Origin of the sequence: Arthrobacter sp. EpRS71, from assembly GCF_001512285.1 — a bacterium.
In the GTDB taxonomy this organism is placed as follows: Bacteria; Actinomycetota; Actinomycetes; order Actinomycetales; family Micrococcaceae; genus Arthrobacter.
Window position 1 is genome coordinate 526,808 of the sequence record NZ_LNUV01000003.1, and the last position, 14,103, is coordinate 540,910.

The window sequence follows — 14,103 nt, forward strand, 5'->3', positions numbered from 1 at the left end:
AATGACTGCGCACACCCGCGAAACCACGTCCATGACTGACGCTCAGGCTAAGGCCGGCACGCTGATCGAAGCCTTGCCGTGGATCCAGCGCTTCGCCGGCACCACCATGGTGATCAAATACGGTGGCAACGCCATGGTCAACGACGACCTCCGCCGTGCCTTCGCTGAAGACATTGTGTTCCTCCACCACGTGGGCATCCACCCGGTAGTGGTCCACGGCGGTGGCCCCCAGATCAATTCCATGCTCGGACGCCTCGGCATCGAGTCGGAGTTCAAGGGCGGCCTCCGCGTCACCACCCCTGAGGCCATGGACGTGGTCCGCATGGTCCTGACGGGCCAGGTGGGCCGCGAGCTCGTGGGCCTGATCAACTCTCACGGACCCTACGCAGTGGGCATGTCCGGCGAAGATGGCGGCCTGCTGCGCGCCGTTCGCACCGGCACCGTGGTTGATGGCGAAGAAGTTGATCTTGGCCTGGTAGGCGAAGTGGTGGGCGTGGATCCTGCCGGCATCACGGACATTCTCGACGCCGGCCGCATCCCGGTGATCTCAACGGTCGCCCCTGAAATTCTCGACGACGGCAACGGCTCAGGTCCCACCACGGGCCAGGTGCTCAACGTCAACGCGGATACCGCAGCTGCTGCGGTGGCGTCTGCCCTGGGTGCCACCAAGCTCGTCATCCTGACCGACGTCGAGGGCCTGTACGCCAACTGGCCGGACAAATCGTCGCTGATCTCCTCGCTGACAGCCTCGGAACTCCGCGCGATGCTGCCTCGCCTCGAATCCGGGATGATCCCGAAAATGGCAGCCTGCCTGAAAGCGATCGACGAAGGTGTGGAGCGCGCCCACATCGTGGACGGCCGGCTCCCGCACTCGATGCTGCTGGAAACCTTCACCACGGCGGGCATCGGCACCCAAGTAGTACCAGACGAGGAAGTGAACGCATGAGCACCGAACTGAGCCATTCCGCCGAAAGCCGCAGCAGCGATGGGGGGCCGGGTGTGGTCGGGCACCGCGAAGCGGGCGGGGCCCCCATCGCTGCGGAGGCTGCCGCGACCACGCTCGTTACCCAGAGCTCAGGTGCTGACTGGCTTGCCCGTTACTCGTCCTCGCTCATGGGTGTCTTCGGCACGCCGCAGCGGGTGTTGGTTCGCGGCGCCGGCTGCCTCGTGTGGGACGCCGACGGCAAGGAATACCTGGATCTGCTGGGCGGCATTGCCGTCAACGCGCTGGGCCATGCCCACCCGTTCGTCACCTCCGTGATTTCCAGCCAGCTGGCCACCCTGGGGCACGTCTCCAACTTCTTCACGAGCCCCACGCAGATCGCACTGGCCGAGAAGCTCCTGGAACTCAGCAATGCTCCGGCCGGTTCCAAGGTGTTCTTTGCCAACTCCGGTACCGAGGCCAACGAGGCCGCTTTCAAGCTGGCGCGCCGTAACAACGGTGATGGCAAGCGCACCAAAATCATCGCCCTCGAAGGGGCCTTCCACGGCCGCACCATGGGCGCACTGGCACTCACCGCCAAAGAGGCTTACCGTGCGCCGTTCGAGCCACTGCCCGGTGGTGTGGTCCACATCCCGTTCGGTGACATTGACGCCCTGCGTGCCGCCGTCGACGATTCCACCGCGGCAGTCTTCCTGGAACCCATCCAGGGGGAAGCCGGCGTCCGGCCGCTCAGCGCCGAATACTTGCAGGCGGCCCGCGAGGTAACCACAGCTGCCGGTGCGCTGTTGATTCTTGACGAGGTCCAGACCGGCATCGGCCGTACCGGGAAGTGGCTCGCCAGCGAAGGCTCCGGAATTGTTCCCGACGCTGTCACGCTCGCTAAGGGACTCGGCGGCGGTTTCCCCGTGGGGGCCTTGATCACCTTCGGCAGCACGACGTCGGCCCTGCTCACCGCAGGGCAGCACGGCACCACCTTTGGTGGAAATCCGGTGGCTACAGCCGCCGCGCTGGCCACGCTGCACGCGATCGAAAGCCAAGGCGTCCTGCATAACGTGCTGACCGTCGGAGCGCATCTGCGCGAAGGACTGGCAGCCGTGGAAGGCGTTACAGAAGTCCGCGGCGAAGGCCTGTTGATTGGCTTTGATGTGAACGCCGACGTCGCACCCGCCATGGTGACCGCGGCCTTGGATGCCGGCTTCATCATCAACAGCCCGGGCCCGCGGACCATCCGCCTCGCTCCGCCGCTGATCCTGACCATCGATCAAGCAGACCGCTTCCTGGACGCTCTTCCCACGTTGATCGCCACGGCTAAAACCAACACCGCTAAGGACGCACAGTGACTTCTTCAACCACCACCCGTCACTTCCTCAAAGACACGGACTTGAGCCCCGCCGAGCAGGCTGAGGTCCTCGAGCTCGCGGTCCGGATGAAAGCCGCACCGTACAGCGTGCAGCCTTTCGCTGCAGAGGGCAATGGCCGCAAAACGGTGGCCGTGATCTTTGACAAGACCTCCACCCGAACGCGTGTTTCTTTCGCCACGGGCATTGCGGACATGGGTGGCAATGCACTGATCATCAACCCGGGTGAAGCGCAGATCGGCCACAAGGAATCCGTGGAGGACACGGCGAAAGTCCTTGAGCGCATGGTGTCCACCATCGTGTGGCGGACCGGTGCCCACTCGGGCCTGGTGGCCATGGCGGAGAACTCAAAGGTCCCCGTGATCAACGCATTGTGCGATGACTACCACCCCTGCCAGCTCCTTGCAGACCTGCTGGCCGTCAAAGAGCATAGGGGCGAGCTGGCCGGGTTGAGCATGGCCTACCTCGGTGATGCCGCCAATAACATGGCCAACTCGTACCTCCTCGCTGGCGTTACAGCCGGAATGCATGTGCGAATCTCGGGTCCTGCGGGCTACCTGCCGGCGCCGGAGATCGTGGCTGCTGCAGAGGAAAGGGCGGCCGAAACCGGCGGCTCTGTGCTGATTACCAGCGATGCCGCTGAGGCACTCAAGGGCGCGGACGTGGTGGCTACGGACACGTGGGTTTCCATGGGCCAGGAAGCCGAGAAGGAAGCGCGGATGCAATTGTTCCGTGACTACTCCGTGGATGAGGCCGCGATGGCACAGGCTGCCCCGGACGCAGTAGTCCTTCACTGCCTCCCCGCGTACCGCGGCTACGAAATTTCCGCCGGCGTCATCGACGGCCCGCAGTCGATTGTCTGGGACGAGGCCGAGAACCGTCTGCACGCCCAGAAGGCACTGATGGCGTGGCTGATGCACCGCTCCGGGCTGGCCGTAGTGGAGGGACTTTCTCCTGTTGAAGGCGCATCTTCCCTAGGGAACACTGCGGAGAGCACGTCCTAGTGTCCACCAACCCGTCCGTGCCGGGCGCGAGCCCGGCCACCAAGACTGCCCGCCAGGCTCGCATCACTGCGATCCTGACGGGTGAGTCCGTGCGTTCCCAAGCAGAGCTTGCAGCTCTGCTGGCGGACGACGGCGTCCAGGTCACCCAGGCCACCTTGTCCCGCGACCTCGTGGAACTGGGCGCAGTCCGGGTCCGCGGAAAGGACGGCGCGTTGGTTTACGCCGTTCCGGGGGAGGGCGGCGACCGCAACGCCAAGAGCGGCGTCACCCAGGAAATCCTTGATGCACGGTTGACCCGGCTGTGCGGGGAACTCCTGGTCACTGCGGAGGCCTCGGGCAACATCGTGGTCCTTCGCACGCCGCCCGGAGCAGCAAACTTCCTCGCACTGGCCGTGGACCACTCGGTGATGCCGTCTGTATTGGGTACGATCGCAGGCGATGACACTTTGCTGCTGGTCGCCCGGGATCCCGATGGCGGGGCGGAACTGGCAGCACGTTTCCTGCGCATGGCCGAAGAAGCCGGGCCGGCTAACCAATAGATTTTCCAAGCATTGATTCACACCAGCATTGATTCGAATGAACCAAGCAATAACAAAGGAGCACTCTCGTGACTGAGCGCATTGTTCTGGCCTACTCCGGTGGCCTTGATACGTCCGTAGCCATCGGCTGGATCGGTGAAGCCACCGGCGCCGAGGTCATTGCTGTGGCCGTCGACGTCGGACAGGGCGGCGAGTCCTTGGAGACCATCCGCCAGCGCGCCCTCGGTTGCGGCGCCGTCGAGGCCTACGTGGCCGACGCCCGCGACGAGTTCGCCAATGAGTACGCCATGCCCACCCTGAAGGCCAACGCCCTCTACCAGGGCCACTACCCGCTGGTTTCCGCGATCTCGCGTCCCGTCATCGTCAAGCACCTGGTCAAGGCTGCCCGCGAGTTCGGCGCCACCACGGTTGCCCACGGCTGCACCGGCAAGGGCAATGACCAGGTCCGTTTTGAAGTTGGCATCCAGACCCTCGGCCCGGACTTGAAGTGCATCGCACCTGTCCGCGACCTTGCCCTGACCCGCGACAAGGCCATCGCCTTCGCCGAGGAAAAGGGTTTGCCGATCGAAACCACCAAGAAGAACCCGTACTCGATCGACCAGAACGTCTGGGGACGCGCCGTCGAGACCGGTTACCTTGAGGACATCTGGAACGCTCCCACCAAGGACATCTACGACTACACCGCCACCCCGGAATTCCCGCCGGCACCGGATGAGGTCACCATTTCCTTCCAGGCCGGTGTTCCGGTAGCCATCGACGGCGTGAAGGTCACCCCGTTGCAGGCCATCCAGGAACTGAACCGCCGTGCAGGCGCCCAGGGCGTTGGCCGCATCGACGTCGTTGAGGACCGCCTTGTGGGCATCAAGTCCCGCGAAATCTACGAGGCCCCGGGTGCCATGGCGCTGATCACCGCCCACAAGCACCTCGAGGACATCACCATTGAGCGCGAGCAGGCCCGCTTCAAGGCCACGGTTGGCCAGCGCTGGTCCGAGCTGGTGTACGACGGACAGTGGTTCTCCCCGCTGAAGCGCTCCTTGGATGCCTTCATCGAAGACACCCAGCAGTATGTTTCCGGTGACATCCGCATGGTCCTCCACGGTGGCCAGGCTATCGTCAACGGTCGTCGCTCCGAGACTTCGCTGTACGACTTCGATCTCGCCACCTACGACACCGGCGACACCTTCGACCAGTCCATGGCACGTGGCTTCATCGAGCTGTGGGGCATGTCGTCCAAGGTTGCCTCGGGCCGCGACCTGCGCGTCGCAGGGCAGTAATGACGTCCGCAACAAACGAGGGTGCACTGTGGGGCGGCCGGTTCGCCGGCGGCCCGGCAGATGCGCTGGCTGCACTGAGCAAGTCCACCCACTTTGACTGGCGGCTTGCCCGCTATGACATCGCCGGTTCCAAGGCCCACGCCCGCGTGCTGGCCAAGGCCGGACTGTTGGACGACGCCGAGCTCGAAGGCATGCTCGCCGCCCTCACCCAGCTGGACGAGGACGTCGCCAGTGGCGCCTACCTTCCGGCCGAGAGCGACGAGGATGTTCACGGTTCCTTGGAGCGTGGCCTGATCGAGCGGGCTGGTACCCAACTGGGCGGCAAGCTGCGTGCGGGGCGTTCCCGCAACGATCAGGTGGCCACCCTTGGCCGCATGTTCCTGCGTGACCACGCCCGGATCATCGCCGCAGGTGTCCTTGCCACCATCGACGCCCTCGTTGAGCAGGCCAAGGCCCACCAGGGTGTCGCCATGCCCGGCCGGACACACCTGCAGCATGCCCAGCCGGTCCTGCTGAGCCACCACCTTCTGGCGCATGCCTGGGCTTTGCTTCGCGACGTTCAGCGTCTCCAGGACTGGGACAAGCGCGCTGGTGTTTCGCCGTATGGTTCGGGTGCGTTGGCTGGTTCGTCCCTCGGCCTGGACCCTGAGGCTGTTGCCGCTGATCTGGGCTTCTACTCTGCCGTTCACAACTCGATCGACGGCACCGCTTCCCGCGATGTCTTCGCTGAGTTCGCCTGGGTCTGTTCCATGATTGGCGTGGACCTGTCCAGGATCTCCGAGGAAGTCATCTTCTGGGCAACCAAGGAGTTCTCCTTCGTCACGCTGCATGACTCGTACTCCACGGGGTCCTCGATCATGCCGCAGAAGAAGAACCCGGACGTTGCCGAACTCGCCCGTGGCAAGGCAGGTCGCCTGATCGGCAACCTGACCGGGCTGCTCGCGACGCTCAAGGGACTGCCGCTCGCGTACAACCGCGATCTGCAGGAAGACAAGGAACCGGTATTCGACGCTGCGGACACCTTGGAGCTGTTGCTCCCGGCGGTGTCCGGGATGATCGCCACGCTGAAGTTCAACACCGAGCGCATGGAATCCCTGGCTCCCCAGGGATTCGCGTTGGCGACGGACATCGCAGAGTGGCTCGTCCGGCAAGGCGTTCCCTTCCGGGAAGCCCACGAACTCTCCGGCGCTGCCGTCAAGCAGGCCGAAGGCCGCGGTGTGGAGTTGTGGGATCTGACCGATGAGGAATACGCAGCAATCTCGGAGCACTTGACTCCCGAGGTCCGCAGCGTCCTCAGTACTGAAGGTTCGCTCAACAGCCGCAACTCGCAGGGCGGAACGGCACCGGCCGCCGTCGAACGCCAACTGGCGGCGCTTGAAGCGGAACTGGACGCAGCGCGCTCCTACGTCAGCTAAAAAGCCGGGCGGGACGGTACATCGCAGCAATGCCATCGGGCAGAGCATGGCGAGGTGCCGTCCCGCCGTGCGTTAACATGGCGCTATGACTCAGATCACCCCTGAGACGTTGCCCGCAGAGCTTCACAAAGCCGCCGACACCGTCACCCGCCTCGTATCCAAGATGGACGAATCCTCCGTCGCCGAAACGTCGGAACTTCCTGGCTGGACCAAAGGCCACGTCCTTGCCCACCTGACCGGCATCGCAAACGCAATGGCCCGGCAACTTGAGTACGCGCGGCGCGGTGAGACCGTGGAGCTGTACGACGGCGGCATGGACGGCCGTACCAAAGCCATCGAACTCGCGGCAGGGCACAGCCTCGCCCAGCACACGGAATCCGTCACCGCCGCGCTGGGGTCCGCCATCGCCGCCTTTGACGCTGTGGGACCGGACGATTGGGAAGCGCGGATCGCCTACAGGGACGGTACAGTCCTCGACGGCGGGCTGGCGCTGTGGCGCGAACTCACCATCCACGCCTCGGACCTGGGTTTAGGGTTTGGGCCCGAAACGTGGAGCCGACCTTTCTGCGAGCATCTGATCGGCTTCTTGTCGGCGCGTGTTCCGGAGCAGTACAAGTTTGTCCTTCAGCCCACGGGTCTTCCCCAAATGAGCATCGGCACTGGTGGCACTTCCATAGCCATCACCGGCATGCTGACCGACATCGCCGCGTGGCTTGCAGGCCGCGAACCCAGCCTTGGAAGCCTCAGGGCCACTGCAGCCGCTGATGGCGTGGACCTGCCGGAACTCCTGCCGTGGCCGGCCGCGCAGCCCGCTAACCCCACGCTCTCTCACGTCCCTCGTGCTTGACCCGATCGTTCTCTCACGTCCCTGGTGTTTGGGGCGATCGCTCTCTCACGTCCCTCGTGTTTGGGGCGATCGCTCTCTCACGTCCCTCGTGCTTGACCGCTGCTGCCCGCCACAAGTGCATGGTGGCGTAGGAGCGCCAAGGGCTCACTTCGCGGAAGTCGGCACTGAGCCCCGCCCCTGCGGGCAGGACCTTCAGTCCGTTCCGCACCGCAGCATCATTAGCCAGGAAGACGTCGGGAGCTCCAAGCACCCGCATGGCGACGTATCCAACTGTCCACGGTCCCACGCCCGGCAATGGCAGAAGCTTGCGTTCCAGGCCTTCAAGGTGGTCGCCATAGCCGAACTCGAGTTCACCGGTGGCCATGGCTTCGGCCGCAGCCACGATGGAGTCGATCCGACGCTGTGGCCCACGGAGCAACGCACGGCCCTTTTCGGCGAGTTCCGCCGCCGTCGGAAACAAGCTCTCCAAACCGGGGGAGGCGCTATCCACGCGGCTTCCGGCCGCGGATAGATACGTGAGGGCTGTTCGGGCGGCACCAACGGTAATTTGCTGTCCGATCATGGCCCGGATGAGCAGTTCGTGGGGATCCACGGCCCCCGGCACACGCATCCCTCGGATCGCTGCCACGCTGGCCGTCAGCCTCGGATCCTTTGCCAAGGCGTCATCGATTGCCAGAGGGTCCGCGTCCAGATCGAACAACCTCCGAACCCGGCTCAACAGTGCCGGGAGATCGTGGAGGTCCACCACTGCAGCTGTGAGTTGCAGTGGTTTGCCAAGAGCTGAGGGGTTGTAGGAGACAGAGAACGAGGCATTTCCCCGCGGCAGGCGCAGGGTGCGGGCGTACGTTCTGGTTTCATGGGTTCCAGTTCCATCCGACGAGGTGCTCGCGGCCTCGATGCCGGGCACCGCGCGAACTGCCAGGAAATCGAAGATCCCCGGATCGAAAGGATCCCGGTAAGGCAGGTTCAGTGTTAGTTCCGCTGGCGCCGCAGCCCCAGTTCCCCGGCGTTGGCCGGACTTGGCAGCGGTGGCGCGCACCGCCGTCGGGGTCATCGCAAAAACCTCGCCGATGGTGTCGTTGAACTGCCGCACGCTGTTGAACCCGGACGCGAACGCAACGTCGGCCAGGAGCATGTCGGTGGAGACCAACAGAGTCCTGGCGGTTTGTGCCCTGCTGGCCCGTGCCAGCGAGAGGGGACCGGCGCCCAGTTCGTTGCTGAGGATGCGGTTGAGTTGCCTGGCGGAGTAGCCCAGGCGATGCGCCAGGCCGTCAACGCCCTCGCGGCTGATCACGCCGTCGTTGATCAGCCTCATTGCGCGCCCGGCGATGTCCGAACGGATGTTCCACGCCGGCGTTCCAGGGACGGCCTCGGGCAGGCAGCGCTTGCAGGCGCGGTATCCGGCTTCATGAGCGGCTGCGGAGGTTTCGTAGAAAGTGACGTTCTCAGCCTTGGGCGTGCGGGCAGGACACGACGGCCGGCAATAGATGCCGGTGGAGCTGACGGCAGTGAAGAACTGACCGTCAAAACGGGTGTCGCGGGCGTCGATTGCGCGGTACCGCTGCCAAAAGTCCATGGCTTCATCCTGTCAGCCGTCCGAAGCCTTCGCTAGCGGAAATCGGACATAGCCGTCTCATCGCTTTTGCTAGGGTCTGGTCATGCATTCGTCAACGGACAACGGGGTTACAGACCCGGCTGTGGTGCGCGCGTTCCTTGGGGGAGACCCCCGTGTCATCGCTCCGCAGATACTTGGAGCGGTTCTCACCCACCACTCGGAAGCCGGCCCGGTTTCGGTCAGGCTTACGGAGGTTGAGGCCTACATGGGACCGCGTGATTCAGAACATCCTGATCCCGGCTCTCACACTTTCGGTGGTCCTACCGCCCGGAATGCGCCCATGTTCGGGCCGCCGGGATTCCTGTACGTCTACTTCACCTACGGGATGCACTACTGCGCCAACATCGTCTGCGGTCCCGACGGCTCCCCGTCAGCGCTGCTCCTTCGCGCCGGCGAAATAGTGGAAGGTGAAGGGCTGGCTGCCCTTCGCAGGCCGACATCCAAGGCGCACAAGGATCTGGCGAGCGGACCTGCCCGGCTCGCCGCCGCACTGGGACTTACGACGGCGGATACTGGCCGTGACGTGCTGGCCGCACCGTGCAGTTTGTGGTTGCCGAAGACGCGCGCAGCTGCCGTGGCGAGTGGCCCGCGGGTGGGCGTTGCGGGTCCGGGCGGAAGCACTGAGTATCCGTGGCGTTTTTGGGTTGAAGATGATCCAACGGTGTCCAAGTACAAGGCTGCCAGGCCACGGACGCGTAACACTGCCGGGTGACGTTCACCGTACCCCCCACGTTTACCGAAATCGCTGTAGAATGGACGGTCTGTCTTTTGCGATAGGGGTTACGGTTCGATGCACGACGCTGATTTGGTCCACGAGCAGGAATATGTTGCCGGGCTGTACGCCCGGCTCGATGAGCTGCGCGCTGAAAAGCGCGCCCAGCTGGCGCAGGTGCGCAAGGCCGGCGCGGTGGGAACCATGCAGAACGTCTCGGAGCGGGATGCCTTCGCGGCACTGTACGAAGACCGCCTGGCCCAGCTCGACGCCGTCGACGACCGCCTCGTCTTCGGGCGCCTTGACCTCGATTCGGGCGAGGCGCAATACATCGGCCGTATTGGTCTGTCCACGGCCGATCTCCAGCGGCTCATGGTCGACTGGCGTGCGCCCGAAGCAGGCCACTTCTATCAAGCGACCGCGTTCGATCGCCAAGGCGTCCGCCGTCGTCGCCACCTGATCCTTCAGGGACGCGACGTCAAAGCGATCGAAGACGACGTCCTGGACGCCGGGATGCTCGCTGACAACGACTCACTCCAGGGCGAAGGCGCGTTGCTGGCGGCGCTCAATTCCAAGCGCACCGGCCGTATGTCGGACATCGTGGGCACCATCCAGTCCGAGCAGGACCGGATCATTCGTTCCTCCATTTCGGGCGCGTTGGTGGTCCAGGGCGGCCCCGGGACGGGCAAAACCGCCGTGGCCCTGCACCGTGCCGCCTATTTGTTGTATACCCACCGCGAGCGGCTCAAGAGCGCCGGTGTTCTGCTTGTTGGGCCGTCGTCGTCCTTCATGCATTACATCGAACGAGTGCTGCCCTCGCTCGGTGAGACCGGTGTGGTCATGGCCAGCCTCGGCCGCCTCATGCCCGGGATTCACGCCATTCCCGAGGAAGACGCCGATGTTGCCGCGCTCAAGGGCAAGCTGGACATGGCAACCGTGGTGGCAAACGCCGTAGCCAACCGGCAACGGACGCCTGCAGAAGACCGCATCCTCGAAGTTGATTCGCGGAAGCTGACACTGACGGTCCGCCAAGTACGCCGTGCCAGGGAAAAAGCCCGCGCCACTGGAAAGCCTCACAACGAAGCCCGGCTCACGTTCGTCAAAATCCTCCTGCGTGAGCTCACGGAGCAGTTGACGGACCTCGTTGAGGAAGGAAACATCGGCAACAACGCCGACCGCGCCTACCTTGCCGAGGACGTCCGGTCCGCCCGCGATGTACGCATCGCGCTGAACCTCTGCTGGATGCCGATGACGCCCGAGAAACTCATTTCAGAGCTTTTCAGCAAGCCGGCCATCCTTGAAGCCTGCACGCCGCACCTGACGTCCGCCCAGCGGGCCCTGTTGCAGCGCCCGGTGGATGCACCATGGACTGAAGCGGATGTTCCGCTGCTGGATGAGGCGGCCGAGTTGCTGGGTGAACTGGACCCGGCCGCCGGCAGGGGGCTGGCCCAGCAGGAAGCAGACCGGGCCCGCGATCTTGCCAACGCGAAGCAGACTCTCGCCAATATGGAAGCCATGGGCGTCGACGTCCTGGTCACGGCTGAGGAGCTTGCCGAGCAGAACCAGGAGCGTGAGGGACGGTTGACCGCTGCCGAGCGCGCCACCAGCGACCGTTCGTGGGCCTTCGGCCACATTGTGGTTGACGAAGCCCAGGAACTCTCGCCCATGCAGTGGCGGCTCCTGGTGCGGCGCTGCCCGCTGAAGTCCTTCACCATTGTGGGCGATATCGCCCAAACGAGTGCAGCAGCCGGTGCCAATTCGTGGCAAAGCGCGCTGGCGCCGTCGTTCGGTGACCGCTGGACGCTGGAAGAACTGACCGTCAACTACCGCACTCCGTCGCAGATCGCAGAAGCCGCTGTTCGCATGGCCAACCGAGCAGGCTTGGTTGTTTCGGCTCCCAAGGCTGTCCGTGAAGGCAAATGGTCACCCATTGTGGACCACGTGGAGGCCGACGGCATCGTGAAGCGCTTGGTTGAAGTCCTGCCGGAGGAAGTGGAAGCGATCGACGGCGGCCTGCTGGCTGTTATTGCCGACGGTCCCTTGCTGCCGGAGGCCACTGCTGCGCTGCGGGAGGTCTACGGGCGCCGCATCGGCAGCGGCGCAGGCAGCTACCAGCAAGACATCGTGGTGATCAGTCCCAAGGAAGCAAAGGGCCTGGAGTTCGATGGCGTTGTGGTCTTGGAACCGGCTGCCATGTTGAATCACGAGCACGGCAAGGTGGGCGACCTCTACGTTGCCATGACCCGTGCCACGCAGCGTCTGCGCCTCATCGCGGCCGCACCGGTACCGGCCGGCATCGAGCGCTAGGAAAAACGGACCCCGTAAGCCTGCTAACTTAGATCTCGTGTCACACGTAAACAACCTCGAGTCCCAGCACAACGATCCCGCCTTTGCCAACGTCTGGCAGGAGCTCAAATGGCGCGGTCTGGTCCACGTTTCCACTGATGAAACTGAACTGGAAAAACTGCTCGCCGGGGACCCGATCACGTATTACTGTGGCTTCGATCCCACCGCGCCTTCACTGCACCTGGGCAACCTGGTGCAGTTGCTGGTGATGCGTCGGCTGCAGTTGGCCGGACACAAACCGCTTGGTTTGGTGGGTGGCTCCACCGGCCTGATCGGCGACCCGCGACCGACTGCGGAACGTACCTTGAACACCAAGGACACCGTCGCGGAGTGGGTTGGCTACCTTCAGGGTCAGGTGCGCCGTTTCCTTAGCTTCGAGGGCGGGAACTCTGCCCGCATGGTCAACAACCTCGATTGGACTGCGCCGCTCAGCGCGATCGATTTCCTCCGCGAGATCGGCAAGCACTTCCGTGTTGGCACCATGCTCCGCAAGGACGCCGTGGCCTCGCGCCTGAGCTCAGATGAAGGCATCAGTTACACAGAGTTCAGCTACCAGATCCTGCAGGGCATGGACTACCTTCAGCTCTTCCGCGATTACGGCTGTGCTTTGCAGACCGGTGGCTCGGACCAGTGGGGCAACCTCACCAGTGGAACCGAACTTATCCGCAAGGTGGAAGGCAAGAGCGTGCACGCTCTGGGCACTCCGCTGATCACCAACTCGGACGGAACCAAGTTTGGCAAGAGCGAAGGCAACGCCATCTGGCTGGACCCGGACATGTGCAGCCCGTACACGTTCTACCAGTTCTGGCTGAACACGGCCGACGCTGATGTGGTTGATCGTCTCAAGGTGTTCACCTTCCTGTCCCGCGCCGAGATCGAAGCACTTGGCCAGGCTGTGGAAGAGCGTCCCTTTGCCCGTGAAGGTCAGAAGAAGCTTGCCTTCGAAGTGACCTCCCTGGTTCATGGCGTGGACGCCACCGAAAAAGTCATCGCCGCTTCGGCTGCGCTCTTCGGCAACGGCGACCTCACCGTACTGGACGAGCGGACCCTCGAAGCTGCCACGGCCGAACTTCCCTCCGCCACCGTTGATGCTGATGGTCTCGGCATCATCGACCTCCTGGTCGCCTCGGGGCTCTCGGACAGCAAGTCGGCCGCCCGTAGAACAGTGGGCGAAGGTGGTGCCTACGTGAACAACGCCAAGGTGTCCGATCCTGACGCCGTCATTACCCGCGAGCAGCTGCTTCACGGACGCTACTTGCTTCTTCGTCGCGGGAAGAAGAACCTGGCCACCATTGAGGTCTCGGCCTAGGTTCACTTTTCCATCCCGTTCCGAAAGGGCCGGCACCTTCATGGGTGCCGGCCCTTTCTGCGTTCCCAGCCCGGTAACCGTTCCCCCCTTTTTGGACGTTCTCTCACGTCCCTCGGGTTTGGGGTCGTCGCTCTCTCACATCCCTCGGGTTTGAACTCATCGCTCTCTCATTTTTGGTGGGGTGTGTTGGTGTTTTGGGGGTTCGACGGCGGTGTGTTGGGTTGGTGGGTTTGTCGGCTGGTGTCTGGTGGTTGGGTTGTGTGATGGGCTTCACTGGAATTTGTCGTTGTTGTTTTGGGGTGGTTTTGGGGTGTGGTGGGGTTGTTTTCCTTGTGTTGGCGGGGGTTTTGGGTGGTGTTGGTGTGGATTTGGTGTGGGGGTTGGGCGCGTGTAGAGTTATTCGAGTCGCCGCCGCTGATGCGGAAAGATAGCGACCGACTCCCTTTCAATTCACCGGTTCCGGTAGTGCTTTTGTGTGCTTCTGGTTGGTGTGGGAGGCCCGGGTTTTGGTTTGCTTTGTGCGGCCTGGTCGGGTAACTTTGAAAAGTTGCTCCGGAGCGATTCCGGGACCTGTGAGGGTTCTGGTTGGTGCCGGGTGTGTCTGTTGTTTGAGAACTCAATAGTGTGCCAAGTTTGTTGATGCCGATTGTTTTTTTGATTGGTTGAAATTATGGCTGGATCATTGCGCACCCCCGTGTGTGGTGGTCTGGTTTTCAGCTGGTTTCGAATTTTGTGCAGCCG

General features: G+C 63.6%; 11 protein-coding genes. 10 read left to right on the top strand and 1 reads right to left on the bottom strand.

Going from position 1 to position 14,103, the window contains the following annotated elements:
* Position 1 precedes the first annotated feature (1 nt).
* The 7 genes from argB (at position 2) to AR689_RS05255 (ending at position 7,380) form a co-directional block, all read left to right on the top strand.
* On the top strand, positions 2 to 946 hold the full coding sequence (argB, locus tag AR689_RS05225; protein WP_062067742.1) for an acetylglutamate kinase: 945 nt from the start codon (positions 2 to 4) through the stop codon (positions 944 to 946).
* Complete coding sequence (locus AR689_RS05230) at positions 943 to 2,283, top strand: acetylornithine transaminase (protein WP_231745443.1); 1,341 nt, start codon at positions 943 to 945, stop codon at positions 2,281 to 2,283. Before argB ends, AR689_RS05230 begins: the two co-directional genes overlap by 4 nt.
* Positions 2,280 to 3,305: an ornithine carbamoyltransferase gene (gene argF, locus AR689_RS05235; protein ID WP_062067745.1), complete on the top strand. Its 1,026-nt coding sequence runs from the start codon at positions 2,280 to 2,282 to the stop codon at positions 3,303 to 3,305. Before AR689_RS05230 ends, argF begins: the two co-directional genes overlap by 4 nt.
* Positions 3,305 to 3,844 carry an arginine repressor gene (locus AR689_RS05240; protein WP_062067748.1) on the top strand — a complete coding sequence of 180 codons (540 nt, stop codon included), beginning with the start codon at positions 3,305 to 3,307 and terminating at the stop codon, positions 3,842 to 3,844. The genes argF and AR689_RS05240 overlap by 1 nt, the downstream gene beginning before the upstream one ends.
* A gap of 68 nt (positions 3,845 to 3,912) precedes the next feature.
* Positions 3,913 to 5,118 carry an argininosuccinate synthase gene (locus tag AR689_RS05245; RefSeq protein WP_026541618.1) on the top strand — a complete coding sequence of 402 codons (1,206 nt, stop codon included), beginning with the start codon at positions 3,913 to 3,915 and terminating at the stop codon, positions 5,116 to 5,118.
* Complete coding sequence (gene argH / locus AR689_RS05250; RefSeq protein WP_062067751.1) at positions 5,118 to 6,533, top strand: argininosuccinate lyase; 1,416 nt, start codon at positions 5,118 to 5,120, stop codon at positions 6,531 to 6,533. Before AR689_RS05245 ends, argH begins: the two co-directional genes overlap by 1 nt.
* 85 nt (positions 6,534 to 6,618) lie before the next feature.
* A complete protein-coding gene (locus AR689_RS05255) occupies positions 6,619 to 7,380 on the top strand; it encodes a maleylpyruvate isomerase family mycothiol-dependent enzyme (RefSeq protein ID WP_062067754.1) in 762 nt (253 codons plus the stop codon).
* A 13-nt stretch (positions 7,381 to 7,393) separates the two neighbouring features.
* Here the strand turns inward: AR689_RS05255 and AR689_RS05260 are convergent, their stop codons facing one another.
* A complete protein-coding gene (locus AR689_RS05260; protein ID WP_062067757.1) occupies positions 7,394 to 8,956 on the bottom strand; it encodes a DNA-3-methyladenine glycosylase 2 family protein in 1,563 nt (520 codons plus the stop codon).
* Between the two features lie 82 nt (positions 8,957 to 9,038).
* On the opposite strand from AR689_RS05260, the gene AR689_RS05265 reads away from it, so the two are divergent.
* From AR689_RS05265 to tyrS, 3 genes are all read left to right on the top strand, one after another.
* Complete coding sequence (locus AR689_RS05265) at positions 9,039 to 9,707, top strand: DNA-3-methyladenine glycosylase (RefSeq protein WP_062067759.1); 669 nt, start codon at positions 9,039 to 9,041, stop codon at positions 9,705 to 9,707.
* Between the two features lie 78 nt (positions 9,708 to 9,785).
* Positions 9,786 to 12,014, top strand: coding sequence for an ATP-binding domain-containing protein (locus AR689_RS05270; RefSeq protein WP_062067760.1), 2,229 nt, complete (start codon positions 9,786 to 9,788; stop codon positions 12,012 to 12,014).
* A 37-nt stretch (positions 12,015 to 12,051) separates the two neighbouring features.
* Positions 12,052 to 13,362 carry a tyrosine--tRNA ligase gene (tyrS, locus tag AR689_RS05275; protein ID WP_062067762.1) on the top strand — a complete coding sequence of 437 codons (1,311 nt, stop codon included), beginning with the start codon at positions 12,052 to 12,054 and terminating at the stop codon, positions 13,360 to 13,362.
* Positions 13,363 to 14,103: the final 741 nt, after the last annotated feature.

Excerpts from the sequence above, each read along its gene's own strand:
- argB (WP_062067742.1), top strand. The coding sequence starts at position 2 with ATGACTGCGCACACCCGCGAAACCACGTCCATGACTGACGCTCAGGCT.
- AR689_RS05230 (WP_231745443.1), top strand. The coding sequence starts at position 943 with ATGAGCACCGAACTGAGCCATTCCGCCGAAAGCCGCAGCAGCGATGGG.
- argH (WP_062067751.1), top strand. The coding sequence starts at position 5,118 with ATGACGTCCGCAACAAACGAGGGTGCACTGTGGGGCGGCCGGTTCGCC.
- AR689_RS05255 (WP_062067754.1), top strand. The coding sequence starts at position 6,619 with ATGACTCAGATCACCCCTGAGACGTTGCCCGCAGAGCTTCACAAAGCC.
- AR689_RS05260 (WP_062067757.1), bottom strand. The coding sequence starts at position 8,956 with ATGGACTTTTGGCAGCGGTACCGCGCAATCGACGCCCGCGACACCCGT.
- AR689_RS05265 (WP_062067759.1), top strand. The coding sequence starts at position 9,039 with ATGCATTCGTCAACGGACAACGGGGTTACAGACCCGGCTGTGGTGCGC.
- AR689_RS05270 (WP_062067760.1), top strand. The coding sequence starts at position 9,786 with ATGCACGACGCTGATTTGGTCCACGAGCAGGAATATGTTGCCGGGCTG.